Genomic DNA, 22,236 nt, shown 5'->3' on the forward strand with positions numbered 1-22,236 from the left:
AACAGCACACCCGCGACCACACAGGTGGGGCCACTTTCGACCGCCCACCCGGGGCCAAATCAGGCTGTCACAGCCAGATATCGCCTCGACGACCGTGTTTGGCGCCAAATTTGTGCAGTTGCTAGACCCGGCCCAGCCGTCCTCCGAATCCATGCATGCAGGACAGATCCTCGATGCCACACACGTGACCGTCGAGATCAATACGCTCTTCCGCCAGCTCACGGAAACGTTGGCCAAGATCGATCCAGCGAAGCTCAACGAAACGTTGGGTGCGATCGCGTCAGCGTTCAACGGCCGTGGTAAAGAATTCGGCCAGGCTTTGGCTGACTTGGATACGGCTCTGGCGAAAGTTCAGCCCAGCCTTCCCGCCTTGAGTCACGACGTCGCAATCGCGCCTGGGGTGCTCAACGCCTACGCCGATGCGGCTCCAGACCTACTCAACATCGCCGCCAACACGACCCGGGTCAGCCAGACAGTCGTCGAGGAGCAGCACAACCTCGACGCTCTCCTGATCAGCACAATTGGTCTGGCCGACATCGCCAACCACGTCGTCGGAACCAACCGGCAGCCACTAACCGATGTGCTTCGCCTGCTCGCACCGACCACCGACCTGACCAACCAGTACAACGAGGCAATCAATTGCGGTCTCGCCGGAATCGATGTGCTGGCAAAGATTCCCCCGGCGGCTAATCCGGGCATCGACATATCCGCGAGCTTCATCCTGGGGGTCGAACGCTACCGATACCCGAAAAACCTACCCAAGGTCGCGGCGTCAGGAGGCCCACACTGCAAGGACATGAGCCTTCCGGTGGTGCCTTACGCCAAGCGCCCACCGTTTCTGGTCACCGATGTCGGTGCCAACCCTTGGCAGTACGGCAACCAGGGAATCTTGCTCAATTCAGATGCCCTCAAGCAGCTGCTGTACGGGCCGCTTGACGGGCCGCCCCGCAACACCGCCCAGATCGGACAACCCGGATGAGGGGCTCAACCACGGCGACCGTCAGATTCGCGGCATTTGCATTGGTAATGGTGCTGCTGTCGGCTTTCTTGTTCATGATCTTCGGGCAGTACCAAACCGGCTCCACAGCAAGCTATTCGGCGGTCTTTGCCGACGCATCGCGGTTGAGGTCTGGAGACTCGGTGCGGATCGCCGGTATCCGGGTGGGCACCGTTGAGGACGTTTCGCTGCAATCGGACGGCCACGTCGTAGTGACGTTCAACGCCGACCGTGGCGTCGCTTTTACCACCGGCGTTCGCGCCGCGATTCGCTATCTCAATCTGGTGGGCGATCGCTATCTGGAAATCCTGAACTCGCCAGGATCAACCCAGTTGATGCCACCCGGATCGCAGATCCCGCTGCAGCGCACCGCGCCAGCCCTCGACCTGGACTTGCTACTCGGAGGCCTGAAACCCGTCATCCAGGGTCTCAACCCGCAAGACGTCAATGCGCTCACGTCATCGCTGCTGGCGGTTTTGCAGGGCCAAGGCGGCACTCTGGAGTCGCTGCTGTCGAAAACCTCGTCGTTCAGCAACGCATTAGCTGATAACCACGAGGCGGTCGAGCAGTTGATCGATCACCTGAACACGGTCCTGAAAACGCTTGGCCAGCACGGTGATCAGTTCTCGGGTGCCATCGACAGTCTCGAGAACCTCGTCAGCGGACTGGCCGCCGACCGCGATCCCATCGGCACGGCCATAAAGTCGTTGGACAACGGAACCGCGTCGATCGCCGACCTGCTGACCAATGCGCGAGCGCCGCTGGCCCAGGCGGTGAACCAACTGACCCGGCTGGCACCGTTGCTCGACGACGACAAGACACGTATCGACGCCGCGTTGGGCAGGGCGCCGGAGAATTACCGCAAACTCGTACGGCTTGGGGCTTATGGCAGTTTCGTCAACTATTACATCTGCGCGCTCACCGTCCGGGCGACCGACCTGCAGGGCCGCACTGTCGTAGCCCCCGTGTTCAAGCAAACGAATGGGAGGTGCGCTGAACCCTGATGCTCAAATATCGCGGGTCTCATCTCATCCGAACAGGACTCATCGGAGTCATCCTGATCGTGCTCGTCATCGCCGTCGGACTGCAGCCCCAAAGGCTGTTAACGTGGGCGACCGAGCTCCGGTACCAGGCACTGTTCGCCGAAGCAGGAGGCCTCGCTGCGGGCAACGACGTGACGCGGTCCGGCGTCAAGGTCGGAACGGTGGCAAATGTCTCCCTGCGCGGCAACGCCGTTTTGGTCACCTTCACCGTCGATTCGAAGGTCAGACTGGGATCGCAGAGCAGCGCCCATATCCGAACAGGATCTCTACTTGGCCAGCGCGTGATGACCTTGGAATCCGCGGGCAGCGGCGTCCTGCATCCGCTCGATATCATCCCGATCTCGCGAACGTCCTCGCCTTACTCGCTGACCGAGTCGATCAGTGATCTCACTACCAACGCCGCCGGGACCGACACCGACACGCTCAACCAGTCGTTGGACACGCTGTCGGCGACGATCGATCAGATCGCACCGCAGCTGGGTCCCACATTTGAGGGCCTAACCCGGCTGTCACGATCCATCAACAGCCGCAACGAGACCTTGCGCGATCTGTTCAGGCACGCAAGCGATGTCACCGAGATCTTGTCCACCCGCAGCCAAAGGGTCAACACCCTCATCCTCAATGCCGATGAGCTGCTGGGCGTACTGGTGGAGCGGCGGCGAGCAATCGTCGACTTGTTGGCCAACACGTCGGTGGTGGCCAAGCAACTGTCCGGGCTGGTCGCCGATAACGAGCGACAGCTCGCACCCACACTAGAGAAGCTAAATTCGGTGACGGCGATCCTGGAGAAAAACCGCGACAACATCGCCAAAGCGTTGCCCGGTCTGGCGAAATTCCAACTCACCCAAGCAGAGACGGTGTCCAACGGCTTCTACTACTCCGCCTTCGTACCCAACCTGCTGTCCCCGCAATTCCTGGAGCCGTTTATGGACTACGCCTTCGGTTTCCGCACCTTTGACACCGCACCCGGTCGCGGTCCTGGCTTCCCGTCGCCCATGCCACGGGCGCTGTTCCCCTGGCCATACAACGGCATCCCAGGAGGTTCGCGATGACGGCCCGCAACCGGCTCACCGCGGCCACAGCAGTCCTGCTGGTAAGTCTGATCGTTGCCGGCGCGGCGGTGATCGTCGGACGGACGTTTTTCGGCTCCAAAACGATCATTGCGACTTTCGTGGCCGCCAGGGGGATCTACCCCGGCGACGACGTCCGGGTCCTCGGCGTCAAAGTCGGCACCATCAAGGCGATCCAGGCGGAGCCAACCCAGGCCAAACTGACGCTCAGCATCGACCGCGATGTGCTTATCCCTGCCGACGCGAAGGCGATAATCGTCGCCCAGAATTTGGTCGCGGCCCGCTACGTGCAACTCACCCCGGCATACGCGGGGGGCCCGGCAATGGCTGATGCCGCAGTGATCCCGGTGGAACGGACAAAAGTCCCCGTCGAGTGGGATGAGGTCAAAACCCAATTGATGCGGCTGGCAACAGACCTCGGGCCAAGCAGCACCACATCCACCACCTCGGTGGCCCGATTCATCGATACCACCGCAAACGCACTGGGCGGCAACGGCGACAAGTTGCGCCAAACGATTGCGCAGCTGTCCCAGCTGGGACGAATCATCGCCGATGGTGGCGGCAACATCGTGGACATCATCAAAAATCTGCAAACCTTCGTGTCGGCCCTGCGGGACACCGCACCACAGATCACGTCATTGCAAAACCGGCTCGCCGCCCTCACCGACGTGCTCAATGGCAGCAGGTCCGATTTGGACGCGGCGCTAGCCAACTTGTCGACCGCAGTCGGCGAGGTGCAGCGGTTCATTAAGGGAGTGCGTGACCCAGCCGCCGAGCAGATAGCACGGCTGGCCGATGTCACCCAGAACCTGGTCGATCACAAGCTCGATATCGAAAACATCCTGCATGTCGCGCCGAACGCGTTCGCTAACGGCTACAACATCTACAACCCCGACACCGGCAGCGCCATCGGGTCATTCGTGTTCAACAACTTCTCGAATCCCGTGCACTTGTTCTGCGATGCGATCGGTGCCCTGGAAAACGTCACCGCAACCGAAACGGGGAAACTGTGCGCGGAGTATCTCGGTCCGGCGTTGCGGCTGTTCAACTTCGGATACCTGCCGGTTCCGCTCAACCCTTATCTGGCGAAATCGGCCAGCCCCGAAAACATCCGCTACTCCGAGCCGAGACTGGCACCCGGTGGCGCGGGACCAAAGCCCGGACCACCGGAGATGCCGCCCGCTATTTCGGCGTACACCGGTGAAAACGGCGATGTGCCTCCGCCGGCCGGCTACGGCCAGCCCCCCGCAGTCGGGCCCGGTCCGTCCGCTCCTGATCATCTCCCAGCGGCTCCCTCACCCGCGCTGTATCCGGGAGCACCGATACCGCCGGCACCGCAGAGCTGGCAGAACATGGTGCTGCCCGCCGGGCCACCACCGGCGCCTCCCGGCCCGCAGGCCACACCACCGTTGCCTGGCGCAGGGACACCCGGATCATGAGCGGGCGAGTCAGTGCCCTGCGCCGTCTCCTCGCCGTAGGCACCTGTGTCACGGTGACCGTGACGGGGTGTGCGTTCCACGGTCTGAATTCGCTGCCACTGCCCGGCGCCGTGGGCCGCGGCCCGGGCGCGGCAATCTACCATCTCCAAATCGCCAATGTCGCTACGCTGGAACCGAATTCACCAGTGATGATCGGCGACGTGGTGGTTGGCAGCGTCGGCAGGATGACCGTCAAAGACTGGCATGCCGACGTCGAACTTTCCGTGCGGCCAGGCACGGTGGTACCCGCCAACGCGGTAGCCAGTATCGGGCAAACAAGCCTGCTGGGATCCATGCATGTGGAACTCAATCCACCGCTGGGCCAGCGGGCGAATGGACGGCTCACCCCAGGTGCCACCATCCCGCTGAGCAAGTCGTCGCCCTACCCGTCGACCGAGCAGACCCTGTCCTCCCTGTCGGTCGTCCTCAACGCGGGGGGGCTGGGACAAATCGGGGACATCATTCACAATTTCAACGCCGCCTTGTCCGGGCACGAACGCCAGTTGCGCGATCTGCTCACCCGCCTGGACACGTTCGCGGGCACATTCGATAACCAGCGCGACGACATCATCGCCACTATTGAGGCGTTGGATAGGTTCGCCAGCCCGCTCGCCGCGCAAAGCAACGTCATCACCTCAGCGCTGCACAATATCCCGCCCGCCCTGGATGTGCTTGCCCGCGAACGCCCTCGCATCACCACCGCGCTGACCAAGCTCGGGGCCTTCAGCGACATCGCCACCAGGTTCGTCAACGATTCGCAGGGCGACCTGGTGAAGAACCTGCGTAACCTCGCCCCGACGATTCGCGCGCTCGCCGACCTTGGCCCCGACCTCGACACCGTCCTGGCGTACGCGACGACGTTTCCGTTCAGTCAGAACTTTATCGACCGCGGCGTTAGAGGCGATTACGTGAACGTATTCGCGGTCGTTGACTTGACCATTCCCCGGCTCAAGCGAACGTTGCTGCTCGGCACCCGTTGGGGGGAGGAGGGCGCGCAGCTGGTGCCCGCGCCGGGCGACCCCTGGTATCAGCGCTACACGCTGGATCCCCTCGGTGCCGGCGTCGCGCCGCCACCGCCGCCACCGGGCGTGGTGCCGACGCCGGCCGAAGAGCCGCCATCCGCTACCGACGGGAAGCCAAGCCAGGCGCCGGACACACCGGCTACCAGTGCGCCGCCGGCCGAGGCCACACCACCACCCGCGAGCCGATGATGCTGACACGTCTCGTCCGAATCCAGCTGATTATCTTCACGATTGCGTCGATTATCGGTATGACCATGATGGTCATCACCTACATGCAGGCACCGACACTGCTCGGATTGGGCCGGATCACCGTGAAACTGGAGTTGCGCAACTCCGGGGGGCTATACCGGTTTGCCAACGTGACCCTTCGGGGCGTGCAGGTGGGCAAAGTGACCGGCGTCGACTTCACGCGTGCCGGCGCGGAAGCCACCCTGTCCCTTGACAACTCGCCGAGAATTCCGGCGAACCTGCGAGCCGAGGTGCGCAGCGTCTCAGCGGTAGGCGAACAGTACGTGGACCTGCTCCCGCGTGCCGCCTCGCCGCCCTATTTGCACGACGGGTCGGTCATCGCAGCGAAAGACACCACCGTCCCTCAGGCCGTGGGGCCCATGCTGGACCAGGTCAGCGCTCTGGTCGAGAGCATTCCCAAAGACAAGCTGAGTGCCTTGCTCGACGAATCGTTCAAGGGCCTCAACGGTGCCGGCTACGACTTTGGCTCGCTAATTGATTCGACGGCCACGATCGCCGGCGACCTCAACGGCGTCGCCGATCGCGCACGGACCCTGATCGACGACAGCGGGCCAGTGCTGGACGCGCAGGCCCAAACCACCGACGCGATCCGGATCTGGGCGCACAGTCTGGCTGGGGTCTCGCGGCAGGTGGCAAGGGACGACCCACAGATACGGAAGTTGCTCAAAACGGGCCCCGGCTTTGCGGAAGAGGTTGCCCGCCTGCTGGAACAGGTCAAACCCACACTGCCAGTGCTGCTCGCCAACCTCACCACCATCGGCCAGATCGGCGTGACGTATAACCCTTCACTCCAGCAGGTACTGGTGTTGCTCCCGCCCTACGTTGCCGCCCTCCAGTCCTACGGTTCGCCGCACAACAACGCGACCGGCTCCCCCGTGGCCGAGTTCTCGGCGATCAACGGCGACCCGTTAGGCTGCACGGTCGGCTTCCTACCGCCGTCGCAGTGGCGTTCACCGGCTGACACCACAACCATCGACACCCCTGACAACCTCTATTGCAAACTCCCTCAGGATTCCCCGATCGCGGTGCGCGGTGCCCGCAACTATCCCTGCATGGGGCATCCCGGAAAACGCGCACCAACCGTTCAGATATGCGACAGCGACAAACCCTACGAACCGATAGCCATGCGCCAGCACTTCGCCGGCCCCTACCCACTGGACCCCAATCTGATCTCCCAGGGCATCCCGCCCGACGACCGGATCACTTTCAGCGACCACGAATACGGCCCGGTCCAGGGAACGCCACCACCGCCCGGATCACCTGGAGCTGCACCGCTACCGGCGGCGCCGATGGCGCCACAGTCGGGTGACATCCCATCTATTGCGCCGCTGGATCTTCCATCAACTCCTCCCCAAGCTGAACCGCCGCCCGCTGCTGAGGGCACAGGCCCGACGGCGGCGCCGAGTTCATCGCGGGACAGCGCATCTGGGGTCAAGCCCGTGGTCGCTGTTGCCGAGTACGACCCCGGCAGCGGTAAATACCTCGACGCGAACGGTCCCTACCCGAACTCGATATCGCACGCGTGCAACAGTGGTGCGCGGCCAGAGTGCCCGAACACGCGCGTCACCAAGTCCGCGTCGAATGCGACGTCGCTGCCCGGCACCTCACCATCGTCGAACGACGAGCGCCGTGGCGCGAAGACTACGGTCCAGACTGGACCAGTTTCCCGATCGCACGACTGCGCTACACCGCCACCACCAACACCTGGACCCTGTACTGGCGAGACCGACACCTCAAATTTCACCGCTACGACACGATCGACCCCACACCGCACATCCACGATGTGCTCACCGAAATCGATCACAACCCCTCAGGCATCTTCTGGGGCTAGCCACCTCAACGCCAGAAAATCCCAACGCACCGCGAAGGGGGGGCCAAAACTAGCCGTCACACTGGGGCCACTTCAAGTTGACATTGCCATGAATCCGAGTTGTACTGCAAAGTCTCGGCTTAGGCTGCGATACGGAGGGCCTTGCGCACCAATGCGGACGTCGTTACTACCGGAGAATCGAACCACTCCAGTGCATCACTAACCAGGCGGTGGACTTGAACGCTTACAGGGTCATCAGCCACGCGGCCAGTATTGCCGACTGGCCCGACAAACGAATGTCATGCGCCGTGGAGTGGCAGCACAACCACGCCCCGACCATGGCTGTGGGCACCCCGGTCCTCTCACCCGCCGCGCGGAAAATCCTTTTCGCCGCCCGGTTGCAGGGACTGTTCGGCTGCGCCATGCGCACTGATCACGTCAACGCTTCGCACGATGGACAGATCCAGCCTGATGGCGCACCGCAGCAGGTCGAGGTCCATGATTCACCGGTCTTGCTCCAAAACGCTGATCGGCGCGCCTGCACTCGACTGTCTTGCCGTCTGCCAGGCGCAGCGTGCCGGTCAACAGCGGCGTTTAATTGTCACCGTCCAAGCCGCGTGCCGTTACGGTGACCTTGCCGAAGGTGCCGTCATACCACCGGTCAATTATCACCGATGCGGTGCTACGAATCTCGTAAGTCGGGTCGGTGTCCGCCTTCCGCGCGGGAACGTGACAAGCGTTGGGACGTTGGCCGTTGCAGGTGCGGAAGCGGCGCCAGGTGACAGGAGCGCCTGGGTAGCGTCGACCGAGCTGTGCGGTCGGCGATTGATCTGCCGCACCGCAGGATTGCTGCGCCGAGCTTGTTCCATAACCGTCGATGCCGGCGAGACTGACTTCGAGTACGGCTGGTTTTATGCGGACTCCTGGGTTAGCTAACGTCCGACGATTGGTTGGCCCAATTCCAGACTATTGAGGCTGGCGCCTTGCGCGGGGGGCAATTAGACCTCACATCGGTGATCGTTCGTCCCAAACAACTGACCCTGACGGTTTCGATGCCAACCGGCCTCAGCCGCAGCGGGTTACGTCGGAGGGCTCCGCAGATAGTGCGAACAACTTCTCCACATCCGCTCGATTGCAGACCGCGGTACCAGGCGTCATCAGCATGGCTGTGCCGGCCGCGATGCCAAGCTGAACCGATTTGAGGAGCGGCCATCCGCGACTGAGGCCTACCGTGATAGCGGCAACCATTGCGTCGCCAGCTCCAACGCCGCTGCCCCCGCGCATCGAAATCGCCGAAAATCGGTGGCTCGCGCGCTGTGTCGCAAGCAGCGCACCGTCCCGTCCCAAAGACACCAAAACAACTTGGGCACAATCGTTTTCAATTAGCTCATGTGCAGCCGCGAATTGTTCGGACTCGGTGGCCAGCGGAAGCCCGACGCATTCCCGAAGTTCCCGAACGCTTGCTTTAAGCAGATACACCCCGGAACAGGGGTGCTGCAAGCCACCGCCAGACGTGTCCAGAATAAGGCGCGCGCCCAGACGCAGGCAGATGTCGGCAACGCGCTGATAATAATCGGGGAGTACGCCCGTCGGCAGGCTGCCGCTGGCTACAACGAATTCGGCCGACTCTGCCGTCATCCGCAGTTGGTCGAGGCAGCGTGCTTGCTCTGTGAACGTCAGTCGTGGCCCCGGAAGGACGAAGCGGTACTGCTGGCCGGTGCTCTTCTCGTTGACAGTCAGACTCTCTCGCGTGGCTTCCGTGATATCAACGTGCCGAAATGGCACTCTTGCGTCGTTGAGCAACGACATAACAAGATCGCCGGTTGGCCCGCCGACGGGAAACACGGCCGAAACCGACCCGCCCAGCACGTGCGCAACCCGAGCGACGTTGATGCCACCGCCGCCGGGATCGTAACGCGTTGTCTCACAGCGCAATTTCGGTGGCCGCACGGTGCCGACACTCGTCGTGATGTCGAGCGCTGGATTCATGGTCAACGTGACGATCTGCGCTCGGCTACGAGCCGGCCGGGCTGGTATCTCCATATTCGTTGACTCCGCTCGCTGTCGTTATAGTCCGGACGGATACGTTTCCGGCGTTTCGCCGGCGATCCATAGACTCGTCGGCTCGAGGGGTTCGAGCGCCCGCGTCCTATCGATGTGAATCATCGCGTCGAATTGGTCAGCGGGCCGGACATGGAAGTAGTGGCTTTGCCGTTCGGTCGCCGGCAGGTAGATCACGCCGATGGCGCGACCCAATCGAACGACACTGAGCGGATCCGCGGCTTCCGGGCTGATGAGCGCTGACACGAGAAAGGAGTTCTTGCCGGTCTCGTGCAGGAGTTCCTCGATACTGCCGGTAAGCGCCGGCCGAACGGCCTTTCGTTCGGCAACTCCGCCCCATTCGCCGGCGGCGGTCACTGTGCCGCTGTAGGTAGTGAACCCGACGAGACGAGACTGATCCCCATATCGCTGGCGGACGAGTTGACCGAGCGTGAGCTGCCCGTCGGCCGCCACTTCGGTGGCCCGCGCGTCGCCGACATGAGAGTTGTGGGCCCACACCACTATTCGCGCCAATGGCATATCGCCATGGCGGTCCAAATGTTTCAGTAGCGCGTCAAGCGTTTCCGCCATATGCTTGTCGCGCAAATTCCATGAGGTGACACGACTGCTGAACATCGCACGGTAGTAGACCTCTGCGTTGCGTACCGTCTGCGCATTTTGCTGGGCATAGAACAGTTCGTCCTCGGCGAGCAGTCCGTCCCTGCGCGCATAAGCCAACGCATTGCGCTGGATGTCGACCAGCTGCTCGATCGCTTGACTTTCGCACGATGGGCCGGCGCCGAACGCCGCCGAAAAGCCGTACGCTTGACCATCGTCGGCCGACGTGTGGTCGAAGCACGCATAACGCTCCCGCGCCCGTGCCGCTGCCCTTTGGTCAACCTTGTCGAGATAGGTGATCACTTCGTGTATCGACCGATGCAGGCTATACAGATCCAGACCGTAGAAGCCAGCCTGTCGCTGACCGTTCGACTGGTGCCGTCGGTTCCGTGTGCGCAGCCAATCGACAAAGTCACGTACGACGGTGTTGCGCCACATCCACGCCGGAAAGCGCTCAAATCCGCTCAAAGCCTCGTCGGCGCTCCGGTCGTCGCCCAGGCCGCGCACGTACCGATTCACCCGGTAGGCGTCGGGCCAATCCGCCTCCGCGGCGACAGCGCTGAAACCCTTTTCCTCTATCAGCCATTTCGTGATCGCGGCCCGGGCCTCGTAAAACTCGTGCGTGCCGTGCGAGCATTCGCCGATCAGGACGATCCGGGCGTCACCAATTAGCCGCTCTAAGGTCTCGCGAGGCGAGACGCCCCCCGGTGCATCGATGGCGACGCTGCTGATCACTTCGGCCGATGTCGGCTCCGCCCCTCTTTGTGTTGTCGGGGGTTCTGTTGTCGGCGTGGCGAGCAGCGTACGAACCTCGTCGTCGGAAACTTGGCGGAAATCCCAGAACGACTCGCCGACAGCGAAAAACGGGCTCGGCATGGTGGCGCATACCACCTCGTCGACAAGACCGTCGAATTCCCGGCAGGTAGATTCGGGGGCCGCCGGTACGGCGATCAGGATGTGTGCAGGCTCGGCCTCGCGCAAAGCCTGCACCGCCGCGAACATGCTTGCACCAGTGGCCAAACCGTCGTCGACGAGAATGACCGTCTTGCCGGTCACGTCGAGCGGTGGATGTCCACCGCGATACGCTGCCTCGCGCCGGACCAATTCGCGGCCTTCGCGCTCGGCGATGGCGCGCAGTTGCTGCGGTGTAACCCGCAAGCCCCGCACGACATCGTCGTTGACCACGACGCGGCCCCCGCTCGCCAATGCTCCGAGTGCAAACTCTTCATGGCCGGGCGCGCCCAGCTTGCGCACGATGAACGCATCCAGTGGGGCGCGCAGTGCGGCTGCCACCTCCCACGCAACGGGTAAGCCGCCCCTCGCCAAGCCCAGGACGACCACATCCGGTCGGTCGCGGTAGGCGCTGAGCAGGTTTGCCAGCACCCTGCCGGCCTCGCGGCGGTCGCGGAATACCCGCCGCGGCGAGCGCCGGGTGATATCAGCTGTTTTGGTCATCGTGCACGGTTTTTGTCAGTTGGCCGACTGAACCTGAACCTGCCGCTCGGCCGCTTTCGGCCCCGAAATCGCCACCGACACAGTGAGGATGCCTTGATCGTAGGTGGCTTCGATGTCGTCTTCGTCAGCGCCCGCGGGAAGTGACACCGTACGCAGGAATGAGCCGTACGAGAATTCTGAGCGCCCGTCGAAGTCTTTCTTCTCGCTGCGCTCGGCCTTGATGCTGAGTTGTCCGTCGCGCACCGTGATATCGATGTCCTTGCCAGGGTCAACACCCGGTATTTCCGCGCGCACGACGTAGCGGCCGTCTTTCATCTCGTCCTCGAGCCGCATCACGCACGCGTCGAAAGCGGGGCGGAGCCCAACGAAAGCGGGCAGGCCGGCGAACAACTCTGAAAGCTCCGGGAAGAGCGACCTCGGCTGACGCCGAACGGCAAGAGTACTCATCGGTATCTCCTAGATATCGAGATTTGCGTTACTGGCGATGTCTATCCGACCAATTAGCCGGAACCGCCGAAAGGGACTGAAGTCCCACGGTTCTGGGTCGTTCGTCAGCTCTGTCATCCACGGTCCTTAGAGTGGTTCGGACATCGACGGACGCCCTATCGGGCTTTCGAAGCGGGCGGAACACCGCGCCCGATGTAGGCCATAACACGGCCGAGCAGGAGGTCATACGCATCTCCGTCTTCCGCGATGCGGGCCAGTCCCTGCCGATGGAGAAAGCCGTCGAGGCGTCGGTCGAGGGGCCAATCAGCGTACGTGTCCTCGGCGTAGGCCGAGTGCAAGAATTGCCAAGCGATCGAGTCAACGTCGGCGTCGGTCAGCAACATCGGACCGCCTGGCGGAGAAGCCATTTCACTTTCCTTTGTGTGCGCACGCAGCTCTAGAGAGTCGTCAGCTCGTCCCATTCTTCGATGGTCAGCAGCGGGCGCATAGGGCCAGAAGTCACCTGGTGACGTCTCCGCCGCCGAACTGAGTTTGTCATCCCACGTTTGCCGAACAGCGAGTTCGCCGAACAACGCTCAACTGCCAGTGTCGGATTTCTCAGGTACCGACCGCATTCCGGTGCAGCCAAACGCAGCTATATTGGGCCCAGCGATGGACTGACGACACACTAAGAGACCGAGGTATCAGCGGCCCGGCTCGGCCGTTCAACACCGACAACGAGCAGCGAGAAATCGCTATTACGCCGCGCCAGAAGACCGCGCTCTCCGAGGCCATGCGGAACGCTACGGATTACGCCGCTGGCTGATCGGAGGCCTTGGGTCATTATCCCCCCCGAACCCTTATTGCATCTCGTGGGTTCGAGGGCAAGGGCGGCGCAGGCCTTTTCGGCGCGAACTTTTGGGGACGTCGTACCCTACCCGCGAGCCTGACGAGTTGATCGAATTGCAACGTGCATTGACAGGCCGCGATCGCAGTAGATCGCTGCGAGTGTGCTGCACCGCAGTCAGTTTCGCGCACAATCGCTCGATCTTTGAATGGGAGCCCTTGGGGGCAAAGTGGCGGTTCTTTATAACGTTCCAGTGTTCGACAAGCGTCTGCTCAATCCGCTGATGTTGCCCAGTCGACGCCACTCCCGCAGGGATCGAGCACACCCGGCGACACTCTGTTGACGGCCGGCCCGAGGTCCTCCCGGTGAACGATGTCGTCCAGCGTCGAACGATCCTGTTCCGCACCGCGGAGGGCACCAAATTGGTCAGCGCCGCGATAAACAACCACGTCGTGTTCGAGGTTGATGACCATAACGTCGCCGGGGGCTGGGGTGTGATCGTCAGGGGCACTGCACGCTCGCTTCGTACCGATGAAGACATCGAGGATGCCGAGCGCGCCCAGGTCTTGTCGTGGACGACGGTTGACAAGACGCACTATGCGCGGGTGATTCCGGAGATGGTCACGGGTCGCCGAATCTAATCCGGCTGGCAGCCGATGGAAAAGCCCAATCGTATATATGACCGGGCCATGTCGCCGGCGGCGGTTTTCGTGGCGGACGCCTGCGTCACGTAGCGCTGCGCTCGGTCAGCCGCAAGTGGCGCGGCCGAGGCATGAACTCCAGTGACAACAACACCACCACGGCAGCCGGGATGTGACGGGCACATAACACCACGTAACGTCGTTGGTCCAGCGAGTGGAACTTGTCGAGGTAGCGGTAGAGGGATTCAAGCCGGATAAGCGGGTTCAACAAATGGGTCAACCGATATGCGACACGCTTAAGCGGACCCGGATGGAGGGCATCGAAAATTTCCGGAAACGCCGCGAATGCCAACGAGAGCCGCTGCACATTGTGGTTTTTCGCGTAGGCAATCATGTCGGCTGTGAGGCGCTCATCGACGCCGTTGGGGGCTCCTGGACGGCGGAACGGCACATCGAGGCTCAGCTCTGAACCTTTTCCCGCGGTTGCGTATCGGTGAAAGGCCACCACCAGTCCGCGGCGGTCACGCGCGATAGCCAGCTTGATTCCGGGGATGCGGCCTTCCAGGACCCTGTCAAGACACATGCAAAACCCACGTTCAGTGCGCACGGCACGATGCGCGGCGTACAACACCTCGGTGAGCTCGGTGATCAGCGGGCCGCTGAGTTCTCGCTCGTCAACGATTTCAGTAGTGACGCCGCGGTTGTGAGTGCGCTGCACCGCCTGGCGCAAGTTGCGAAAACGGCGCCCAGTCAGAGTGAAGTCGTCGACATCGACGACGACGTCGCGTCCAATCGGCACCGCCAGCATTTGCCGTCCGATCCGCTTGTCGCGCCAAAGCGCCAGATGTCGTTCGCCGCCCGCCAATACGATGATCCGCCAGCCATAGCTACGGCACATCCGGACGAAATCTGCTGCCAGACTGTCGAATTGGCTGATATCGCCAATCGGGTCGCCGCTGACCACCGCAAACCCCAGCCGGGTGCGGTATGCGATCGCGGCGCTCTTGTCGGGATTGAAGTGGTAGCTCTTAGTGGAATGCATGGCAAATGGCGCCAACGGATCGTCGAACGTCGCGTTAACCAGCGCCCACACTTGCTGCAGCGTATCCGGTTGCGGCCGCGCCTTGGTGGGCAGCATCAGCACGAGCCCACTGCCGCCGACCAGAATGTTCCCAAGCACTCCAACCGACAAAAAGTGGGCGTATATTCCCGTCCCCGCCGCTGCAGCCGCGGCCATCGCATGCCCAGTGGTAACCGGCCGGCCGAGAAGAATCCCACGCACAATCAGCACCACCGCGGCAAGCAGCGCGATTGACCAGCCGAACCGGCCTGGTGAAACCCTTTCGTAGTCAAGGTGTTCGCGCAGGGCCAACACCGCCAACCAGATCACGACGCACAGCAACATCAGTACGCCGACGAAGCGGGCTGCCGCGATATCGGCGCTGACTAAGACTCGTTCGCGGCCCCGCACCGTAGCGGTGCCTTCGCTTCGGTGACTAATTGTCATGACGAGCTTCGCTTCCTGAGCACATACCTGAGAAGTTCGTCTGCACCGCAAACGATCACGGCCTCCACTGCACGGTCCTCGCTCCCGTCCCTACCCTTCCCAAAACTCCGCAGAACTAGCGGTCGGTGCCGATCCGAGTGTCAATCACCCAGCGTTGGAATAGTCATGCGCATCGTGAGGATGCCCCGCCGCCCCCGGTGCCGGCTGAGCGAGCCGGTAGACGTCGATCAACCGAGCCAGATCGCTTGGCGTGACGATGCCGACCACTTTTTCTCCATCGATGACTAGGGCACGGCTGCCATGGCCGGCGATTGCCAATCGCTCAATCAGCGCGCTCAGCGGCTCAAGGGGCGCCGCTGTCGGCACACTGCGCAGCGGCAGAGCAATTTGGCCGACGCTCGTCGTTGCGCGTCGGCTAGACGCGACATCGCGCACCTGTCTTAGCGTGACCAGTCCCATGATGTTTCCGTCGCGGTCGGCAACCGGGTATGCGGAGTGACGGTCGCCGAGCAGATAGCGCTCGATGAATTCCTCCACGGTAAGCCAGCCCGGAGCAGCATGCGGGTTGGCCGTCATGGCGTCGGCAACACGCAGCGCGGCGAGGGCCTCCCGGGTCGTCGCCTGGATTTCCTCTTCGCGAGCGGCAGCGAAGATAAACCAGCCGATGAACGCCAACCAGACGCCCCCGACTAGGCCGCCCGCCAGAAACTCGGCCAGCCCCAAAGTGATCAAGATAATTGCGAGCACTCGCCCGGCATGTGCCGCACCGACCGCGGCGCGCACGCTGTCACCGTGGCGACGCCATAGATAGGCACGCACCAGCCGGCCACCATCCAATGGCGCACCCGGCAGTAGGTTGAACAAGCCCAGGAGCAAGTTGATGGTGGCCAACCACCAAGCAACGCTAACGGCGATGGTCGCGGCGTGCGCAGGGACGAGGGCTAACGCCAGCCCGGCGAATGCAGCAGATAAGACAAGACTGGTTGCCGGACCCGCGAATGCGATCCTGAAGGCGGCCTTCGGTGTTTTCGCCTCTCCGTGGAGGGTCGTGACACCGCCGAACAGCCATAACGTCACGTCCCCCACGCTTACCCCCATACGTCGGGCGACGACCGCGTGTGCGAGCTCGTGTGCCAACAGCGACGCCAACAGCACCACCGCACCACACGCCCCGACCAGCCAATAGACCGGACGGGAATAGCCCGCAACCGCACTAGGCAACGCGGTTGCCAGGCTCCACGTGAACAACCACAGGATCACGACCACGCTCCAGTGGACCTTCACCTCGAACCCGCCAATCCTCCCTAGCGGAATCGCATCAGGCATCTTAAAGACCTCCAAAATGGTTGGTGGGCAGCGACTTCAACCATCGGTGTCCAAACCGCAGACTGAATGTGCCGGCCTACCGAGGGCTACTAACCGGCGATCGCCGCGGGCGCGCAGATCGCTTTGACGAACTGCACAGCGGTGTGCTCGGGCAGGTGCCGGGCGATATCGGCTTCGGTGACAATGCCGACGAGGCGATGCTCTTCTATGACCGGAAGGCGGCGGACCTGATGCACCTCCATGACATTGAGCATCTCCGGAACGCTCGCGTTCACGTCAACGTAGTAGATACTGTCTCGGGCGAGCTGCCCAGCGGTCGTGGTATTTGGGTCTAGCCCCGCCGCAAGGCCCTTGATCACAATGTCGCGGTCGGTGAGCATTCCATGCAACCGATCATCGTCCCCGCAGATCGGCAACGCACCGATGTCGTGTTCGCGCATGTGTTGGGCGGCAGCTGTTAGCGTCTCGCGCTCACCAACACAGGTGACCCCGGCGCTCATAATCTCGCGTACGGTGGTCATGGCATCCTCCTCGGGACCGGCTCGACTATGCCTGTCCCGAAAGTAGGGTGGCGCCATACCAGATACTAGGGTCGTTGGGCCTTGGGCAGGCGGCCAATAGGCCTGCGTCCGCAGATCGCGTCGATGGGCGCGAAGCCCGAAAATGCAAATTATCAAGCACTTTTGGAGGTGCGTGGCTGCGCCAGCGTAGGATGCCGCTCGGCTCGGTGCTTGATTGCAAGCAGCAACCCCCTGGTGGTGAGAGCGATGACCGGCCTCGCCAGTTCCAGAGCAAACACTTCGCCCGGGTAGCGCAAGGCAATTCTGACGCGGGTGAGGAGTCGGACACGGTCCTCCCAGTGCGGCTGGAGATGAACTGACCACACGGCATTCCAGCGCAGACCCGGTCGCACGAGATGCAGCACCAGATACTTTTCCGGCACGATCTCGGCAACGCTCAGTGTTGCCCCGGCGGCTAGCCGCATCCACGCTCCGGGCGCCAGTGGCACGGTATCCGCTAGCGATACGCTGTGCCGTTTAGGGTGTACTCGACCGGCATCCGGGTGACCAAGTCCCACTTCATTGTTCAGTCCCTCGACGCCATTGAAGCCAGCGTGCTCCTGAGCCATCTGCAGCAGCCAGGACCACACCGTAGATGACGACGCGTCGATGTAGACCGCCTCGGTTGTCTGAATAGCCGGATCAGCTACCAAGCGGTCACCGGGCAACCGCATCTGACACTCCGCCTTGGTTGCACCCCAATTTCGGTAGTACCGTCGTGCAGCGTAAAGCGTCACGAACAGCGCAGCGGCCTCGGTAATCCGTTTTGTCGCGTTGGCCATGGAGCAAGTCTGCCTAGGCGGTGCGCCCGCCCGCCAGGGTCAATCGTCCTCGGTGGCCGGCGCAGTCCGGCGCATCAGCGCATGTGCTCATCACTCAACACACGCGCGAAATGCCTTCTCGTCCAGTCGCATTCCCGCGGTGATCTGGCTGGGCGAATTGCCCGCCACAATCAAGCGCAACAGCTCACTTTCCTGTCCGGTCAATATGTCGCCAGCCGTGCCGGGTCCATATCGCAATCCCAAGCTAGGGACGATGGATACCGTGTTAATAGGGCCTTTCGACCTCATTACGCGTCCGAGTCGGGGCCGCGTCCAAACGGTGGAGTCCGCAAGCTCGCTAAAGAATCCTTAGGTCCGGCGGCAGCCGGACCCCGTGAGCCAGGTTGGGCGCACGTCAGCAGCAGATTGGTGTGCCACCAGCTGGAAGTGGGGAAAGTGACTTAGAGAGTAGACGCTACGAGGCCGGTCAGGTCGGCGAGGCGATGGGAGCATTCACCGCGACGATCTCGATCTCGGCGGTGCCTGCCGGCCGCTGTACGTCGACCGCACGGAAGAAATTGCGGCCCACACGCCCAAAGCCATTCACGCCTACCCTAATAGCCGTAGCGATCTCCTCGCGGTTCTGTGGTCCGGGCACTTTGATCGGCTATCCGCCACCCCGAGTCTGGCCGCGACGCGGGGTCGGCCCCGGTCGGCCGCTGGGGCCTCGCTGGCAACACCTGCGCGCGGTGCAGATCGCTGGCAAATTGCTTCAGCCGATCGGGCGTGGGCCAGCAGAACCAGGACATAAACCATGGGCGGGCATGTCACACAGTTGCCTCGTCTTCGATTGATTGGTTATTCAGCAAGCGTTTGAGCACCTTTCCGCCGGCGTTCCGGGGCAATGCATCAACAAATAGCACGTCTCGAGGAACCTTGAAGCGAGCCAATCGGTTTCGCACGTACTCTCTGACGTCACGCTCGGTCAATGCCGCGCCAGGTCGAACCACGATGTAGCTGCGCAGGCGCTGCCCGAACTCCTCGTCGCTTACGCCGACGACCGCGACGTCGAGGATGTCGGGATGATGGGCGAGCGCTTCTTCGACCTCACCCGGGTACACGTTCTCCCCGCCGGAGACGATCATCTCGTCGTCACGCCCGTCGATGAACAGCCTGCCGGCCCGATCGAAATGACCGACGTCGCCGGTGGACATCAGGCCCTGGATCGACTCCTTCGTGCCGCCGCCGCTGTATCCCTCGAAGGCCAGCACGTTGCCGACGAAAATCCGCCCCACAGTCCCCGGTGGAGCCTCGTGTCGGTCGTCAGTGAAAACCTTGACGACCGATCCAGGCACGACTCCTCCGACGCATCCCGGCTCGGCGGCCAGATCGGCGGGCGTGGCGATGGTGGCGTAGGCAACCTCGGTGGACCCGTACATGTTGTACACAACGGGCCCCAGCGCCTCGAGCGCGCGGGTGGCCAGCGCGGCGCCCAGCTGGGATCCACCAACGAACACGATGCGCAATGCCGACAAATCGGCCTCGGCGAGGGCGTGGGAACCCAAATCGAGCATGCGCCGCAGCATGATCGGCACGACGATCATGGCGCTAGCCCGATGAGTGGTCAGGCTAGCCAAGGTCTGCTGGGGATCGAACTCGCGGCGTAGCACCAGCGTCGAACCCAGTACCATCGCCATCATCGCGTGGCTGAAGCCCAGCGAATGAAACAGTGGCACACAGCATTCCGTGACTTCTCGCCCGCGAAACGGCACCTTGCCGAGTAAGCCGCCGACCGGTATTAGCGAGTAAGGCTCCGAGCGCACCGCTCCCTTCGGGACTCCGGTCGTCCCGCTGGTCAAAATGACGATCTTGGGCCGACCACCGGATCTGGGCGGCGGGCTGGTATCGCCATGCTCAATCAGCGTATCCAGGGTGTCAGACCCGGCCGTTTGCGTCCATGCCCGAATCCGACCCAACCTCGGGTGAACGTCTACGACAGCGGCGCCGTACTCCTCGTCATAGACAAGGAGGTCAGCGCGTTCGCGGGTCACCATGTCGGCGAGTTGCACGCTGCCGAAGCCGGTATTGAGCAGGACCACACCTGCGCCGCACTTACCGGCCGCGTATACAGCTTCCAGGAAGCCCCTATGGTTACCGACCAGGATGGCCACATTGGCACCCGGGCCAAGCCCGCGCTGGCGCCACTCGTTAGCCAACGCGTTAGTCCGGTTGTCCAGATCGCCAAAACTCAGCGCACCACGCTCGTCGATCAGTGCCAACCCGTTGTGGTCTCGAGCAGCAGTAATTGCCGTCGCCGCTCCCAAGAGGCCGTAGCGGTCGAGCGCGCGCAGCACCGCGAAGAGCTGAGCGGATGGAACTAAGCGCAATCCCCCGGATCGCGCAAACAGCAGCAGCGACCAGGCTTCCAATCCGAGACGCCTGACCATTTTCGCCGCCATCGCCTGCAATGCTCTCCCCTCACCCTGATTCGGTGTCGCCAGTAATGCCGACACGTCGATGCTGCGCCGGTGCCCCGCCACCGATAAGGGCGTAACGCCATCATCGCCAAAGGCCTTTGGTCACCATGTCCGCCTGCCTGGCGGGCGTTTTGACGCGCGAGCCTCAGGATGGAGGCGGACTGCATCGACACCAAGCGACCATTCACCAGGCCGCAGTCGATGTGGACACCGTCGGTGCGAGCGTCCTTCAACTCGACGAGCTCGAACCGCCCCCGGCCTAAGCCTTGGCGGCTACATCCGAGCTCCTGAGGATGCCAGACGCCCCCAGCACGCGGCGTTGGCGGTCAGCTTGTGCAAAGCGATCGTCACCTACCGGCCATCACCCTCCCCGATAAGCTTGTTCCAGCCATGCCCGAGGCGGGCGTCCAGGCGCCGAATTGAGCGCACCGGCGCCAGCACCAGGGTTGCACGAACCGTCGAATTGGCCTGCGGCGGAAGCCTATCGTGGATGAAGTGGTGCGACCGCTTCGACAGCGGTCTCGGGCAGCCGATGGTCGTCGATGTAGTCCCAATGAATCGTGTAGCCCAAGCCGGGTGCAGAGGGGATGGCGACGTATCCATCGACGTCTAGTGGGTCACACGCTGCCTTCAGGTAGGGCGGCGGCGAGTCATAGTCAATGCCAGGACCGACGAGACCGCGTTCGTAGTACTCGCACACGTCTTCGCTCGTTGCACCAAGAACCTGGAGGTTCCCGAAACCGCTCATGTGCAACTCGCAGCGCAGCCCAAACGCCTCGCATGTGGCGGCCATCTTCATGGCGCCGGTGATGCCGCCGCGCAGCACGTCGATCCGGCTGATGTCCGACGCATGTCGCGCGATCCAGTTCGCGCGTGTGTAGATGCCGCCCTCGGCGATCTCGGGCAAACAGATCGGGATGTCAAGTGCGGCCGCCAGACGCACGTACAGCTCCGTCTGGTACTCGTTCATGGGGTGCTCGTACCAGTAGAAGCCAAGGCGTTCGAGCTCACGTCCGACGCGCAGGGCCTCGGCGTAGTTGTAGGCGCCCCACGGGTCGAACATCAAGACCATGTCGTCGCCGACCGCGTCGCGGACGGCCCGGCAGACGTCGAGATCCGCGTCGACGGCCGCGGGCTTTGGCAACGTCGGCTGGCGCGTCACGGGGTTCCAGGCGAAGTAGGGATGGATCTTATACGCGCGGTATCCTGCACGCTGACAGGCGACGGCGTGGATGGCGTAATCGTCTGGCGTGCCGAGGTTGTTGAAGCTGCTCGCGTAGGCCTTGACTCGCTCACGTGCACCGCCGAGCAGCTTGTGCACCGGGAGTTTCAACACCCGCCCGGCGAGATCCCACAATGCGAGATCGATAACGCTGCAGATGTTCTCGGGTAGCTTAGCCGCCCACAGCTGTTGCCAAATCCTTTCGCGGTCGAATGGATCGTTTCCGGCAAGGATCGGTCCGAGCAACTCGGCGATGAGAGCTCGGTCGCCCGGCACGAGGCCGTCTTGATCACCATGGAAGTGACCGCCGAAGTAATAGCCCTCGACCTCCTCATCGGTGCTGATTCGGGTGACGGTCTGGACGATGTCGTAATCAGCCAGAGGCTCGCCAAACGAAATCCGCGGCACCGAAACCTTGAACGGGACAACCTCGACGCTGGTGATCTTCATCCCCGTCCCTTCGTCGTTAATGGCCGGTCGCCCCCAACGATCATCGCGACCGCCAAGGCGCGTTAGGGCCGAAAGTCCGAATTTCTGGTCACTTCCGAGGAATTCCAGCTTGGTCGTCGAGTCATGCAGACTGTTCGACGGCTTGCGATGCCGGCACCGCTGATGGGGACCCGTTTGGTGGTCCAGTCACTATGCGACTTGGGGTTGGTGGGTCGTGGTCCACTGTAGAGCGAACGC

At 62.7% G+C, this 22,236-nt stretch carries 16 protein-coding genes and 3 pseudogenes; 7 read left to right on the top strand and 12 right to left on the bottom strand.

The features are described 5' to 3' along the window. The 6 genes and pseudogenes from AWC19_RS07165 to AWC19_RS07190 form a co-directional block, all read left to right on the top strand. A partial coding sequence (locus AWC19_RS07165; protein WP_142281046.1) for an MCE family protein occupies positions 1 to 979 on the top strand: 979 nt, incomplete at its 5' end. After that, complete coding sequence (locus AWC19_RS07170; protein WP_085077381.1) at positions 976 to 2,001, top strand: MCE family protein; 1,026 nt, start codon at positions 976 to 978, stop codon at positions 1,999 to 2,001. The genes AWC19_RS07165 and AWC19_RS07170, both read left to right, overlap by 4 nt. After that, positions 2,001 to 3,092, top strand: a complete 1,092-nt coding sequence (locus AWC19_RS07175) for an MCE family protein (RefSeq protein WP_085077382.1) — start codon at positions 2,001 to 2,003, stop codon at positions 3,090 to 3,092. The genes AWC19_RS07170 and AWC19_RS07175 overlap by 1 nt, the downstream gene beginning before the upstream one ends. After that, entirely contained in the window at positions 3,089 to 4,549 is a 1,461-nt protein-coding gene (locus tag AWC19_RS07180; RefSeq protein ID WP_085077383.1) for an MCE family protein, read from the top strand. The genes AWC19_RS07175 and AWC19_RS07180 overlap by 4 nt, the downstream gene beginning before the upstream one ends. Beyond that, on the top strand, positions 4,546 to 5,799 hold the full coding sequence (locus AWC19_RS07185) for an MCE family protein (RefSeq protein ID WP_085077384.1): 1,254 nt from the start codon (positions 4,546 to 4,548) through the stop codon (positions 5,797 to 5,799). The genes AWC19_RS07180 and AWC19_RS07185 overlap by 4 nt, the downstream gene beginning before the upstream one ends. Further along, positions 5,799 to 7,355: pseudogene (locus tag AWC19_RS07190) on the top strand (MCE family protein); the annotation flags it as partial. The gene AWC19_RS07185 and the pseudogene AWC19_RS07190, both read left to right, overlap by 1 nt. 676 nt (positions 7,356 to 8,031) lie before the next feature. On the opposite strand, the gene AWC19_RS29595 reads toward AWC19_RS07190, so the two are convergent. The 5 genes from AWC19_RS29595 to AWC19_RS07215 form a co-directional block, all read right to left on the bottom strand. Then, entirely contained in the window at positions 8,032 to 8,169 is a 138-nt protein-coding gene (locus AWC19_RS29595) for a hypothetical protein (RefSeq protein WP_158090842.1), read from the bottom strand. 565 nt (positions 8,170 to 8,734) lie between these two features. Next, positions 8,735 to 9,712: a 1-phosphofructokinase family hexose kinase gene (locus AWC19_RS07200; protein WP_085077385.1), complete on the bottom strand. Its 978-nt coding sequence runs from the start codon at positions 9,710 to 9,712 to the stop codon at positions 8,735 to 8,737. Between the two features lie 24 nt (positions 9,713 to 9,736). After that, on the bottom strand, positions 9,737 to 11,782 hold the full coding sequence (locus AWC19_RS07205) for an erythromycin esterase family protein (protein WP_085077386.1): 2,046 nt from the start codon (positions 11,780 to 11,782) through the stop codon (positions 9,737 to 9,739). A 15-nt stretch (positions 11,783 to 11,797) separates the two neighbouring features. Beyond that, the gene (locus AWC19_RS07210; RefSeq protein WP_085077387.1) at positions 11,798 to 12,229 is read right to left on the bottom strand and encodes an Hsp20/alpha crystallin family protein; all 432 of its coding nucleotides are present in this window, start codon (positions 12,227 to 12,229) and stop codon (positions 11,798 to 11,800) included. Between the two features lie 155 nt (positions 12,230 to 12,384). Beyond that, entirely contained in the window at positions 12,385 to 12,606 is a 222-nt protein-coding gene (locus AWC19_RS07215) for a hypothetical protein (protein ID WP_372508687.1), read from the bottom strand. Between the two features lie 790 nt (positions 12,607 to 13,396). Here AWC19_RS07215 and AWC19_RS07220 point away from each other — a divergent pair. Next, positions 13,397 to 13,696 (top strand): annotated as a pseudogene (locus AWC19_RS07220) (pyridoxamine 5'-phosphate oxidase family protein); the annotation flags it as partial. 85 nt (positions 13,697 to 13,781) lie between these two features. On the opposite strand, the gene AWC19_RS07225 reads toward AWC19_RS07220, so the two are convergent. From AWC19_RS07225 to AWC19_RS07255, 7 genes and pseudogenes are all read right to left on the bottom strand, one after another. Further along, positions 13,782 to 15,203, bottom strand: a complete 1,422-nt coding sequence (locus AWC19_RS07225) for a bifunctional lysylphosphatidylglycerol flippase/synthetase MprF (RefSeq protein WP_085077389.1) — start codon at positions 15,201 to 15,203, stop codon at positions 13,782 to 13,784. Between the two features lie 144 nt (positions 15,204 to 15,347). Beyond that, positions 15,348 to 16,529 carry a site-2 protease family protein gene (locus tag AWC19_RS07230; protein ID WP_085077396.1) on the bottom strand — a complete coding sequence of 394 codons (1,182 nt, stop codon included), beginning with the start codon at positions 16,527 to 16,529 and terminating at the stop codon, positions 15,348 to 15,350. Positions 16,530 to 16,618: 89 nt separating this feature from the next. Beyond that, on the bottom strand, positions 16,619 to 17,050 hold the full coding sequence (locus AWC19_RS07235) for a CBS domain-containing protein (protein ID WP_085077390.1): 432 nt from the start codon (positions 17,048 to 17,050) through the stop codon (positions 16,619 to 16,621). Positions 17,051 to 17,202: 152 nt separating this feature from the next. Further along, positions 17,203 to 17,871, bottom strand: coding sequence for a hypothetical protein (locus tag AWC19_RS07240; protein ID WP_085077391.1), 669 nt, complete (start codon positions 17,869 to 17,871; stop codon positions 17,203 to 17,205). Positions 17,872 to 18,361: 490 nt separating this feature from the next. Continuing rightward, positions 18,362 to 18,469: pseudogene (locus AWC19_RS07245) on the bottom strand (glyceraldehyde 3-phosphate dehydrogenase NAD-binding domain-containing protein); the annotation flags it as partial. Between the two features lie 208 nt (positions 18,470 to 18,677). Then, positions 18,678 to 20,390 carry an AMP-binding protein gene (locus AWC19_RS07250; protein ID WP_245848799.1) on the bottom strand — a complete coding sequence of 571 codons (1,713 nt, stop codon included), beginning with the start codon at positions 20,388 to 20,390 and terminating at the stop codon, positions 18,678 to 18,680. Between the two features lie 418 nt (positions 20,391 to 20,808). Continuing rightward, positions 20,809 to 21,999, bottom strand: coding sequence for an enolase C-terminal domain-like protein (locus AWC19_RS07255; protein ID WP_085077393.1), 1,191 nt, complete (start codon positions 21,997 to 21,999; stop codon positions 20,809 to 20,811). Positions 22,000 to 22,236 lie beyond the last annotated feature (237 nt).

Origin of the sequence: Mycobacterium palustre (genome assembly GCF_002101785.1) — a bacterium.
GTDB classification, from domain to species: Bacteria; Actinomycetota; Actinomycetes; order Mycobacteriales; family Mycobacteriaceae; genus Mycobacterium; species Mycobacterium palustre.

Excerpts from the sequence above, each read along its gene's own strand:
- AWC19_RS07170 (WP_085077381.1), top strand. The coding sequence starts at position 976 with ATGAGGGGCTCAACCACGGCGACCGTCAGATTCGCGGCATTTGCATTG.
- AWC19_RS07175 (WP_085077382.1), top strand. The coding sequence starts at position 2,001 with ATGCTCAAATATCGCGGGTCTCATCTCATCCGAACAGGACTCATCGGA.
- AWC19_RS07180 (WP_085077383.1), top strand. The coding sequence starts at position 3,089 with ATGACGGCCCGCAACCGGCTCACCGCGGCCACAGCAGTCCTGCTGGTA.
- AWC19_RS07185 (WP_085077384.1), top strand. The coding sequence starts at position 4,546 with ATGAGCGGGCGAGTCAGTGCCCTGCGCCGTCTCCTCGCCGTAGGCACC.
- AWC19_RS29595 (WP_158090842.1), bottom strand. The coding sequence starts at position 8,169 with ATGGACCTCGACCTGCTGCGGTGCGCCATCAGGCTGGATCTGTCCATC.
- AWC19_RS07200 (WP_085077385.1), bottom strand. The coding sequence starts at position 9,712 with ATGGAGATACCAGCCCGGCCGGCTCGTAGCCGAGCGCAGATCGTCACG.
- AWC19_RS07205 (WP_085077386.1), bottom strand. The coding sequence starts at position 11,782 with ATGACCAAAACAGCTGATATCACCCGGCGCTCGCCGCGGCGGGTATTC.
- AWC19_RS07210 (WP_085077387.1), bottom strand. The coding sequence starts at position 12,229 with ATGAGTACTCTTGCCGTTCGGCGTCAGCCGAGGTCGCTCTTCCCGGAG.
- AWC19_RS07225 (WP_085077389.1), bottom strand. The coding sequence starts at position 15,203 with ATGACAATTAGTCACCGAAGCGAAGGCACCGCTACGGTGCGGGGCCGC.
- AWC19_RS07230 (WP_085077396.1), bottom strand. The coding sequence starts at position 16,529 with ATGCCTGATGCGATTCCGCTAGGGAGGATTGGCGGGTTCGAGGTGAAG.
- AWC19_RS07235 (WP_085077390.1), bottom strand. The coding sequence starts at position 17,050 with ATGACCACCGTACGCGAGATTATGAGCGCCGGGGTCACCTGTGTTGGT.
- AWC19_RS07240 (WP_085077391.1), bottom strand. The coding sequence starts at position 17,871 with ATGGCCAACGCGACAAAACGGATTACCGAGGCCGCTGCGCTGTTCGTG.
- AWC19_RS07255 (WP_085077393.1), bottom strand. The coding sequence starts at position 21,999 with ATGAAGATCACCAGCGTCGAGGTTGTCCCGTTCAAGGTTTCGGTGCCG.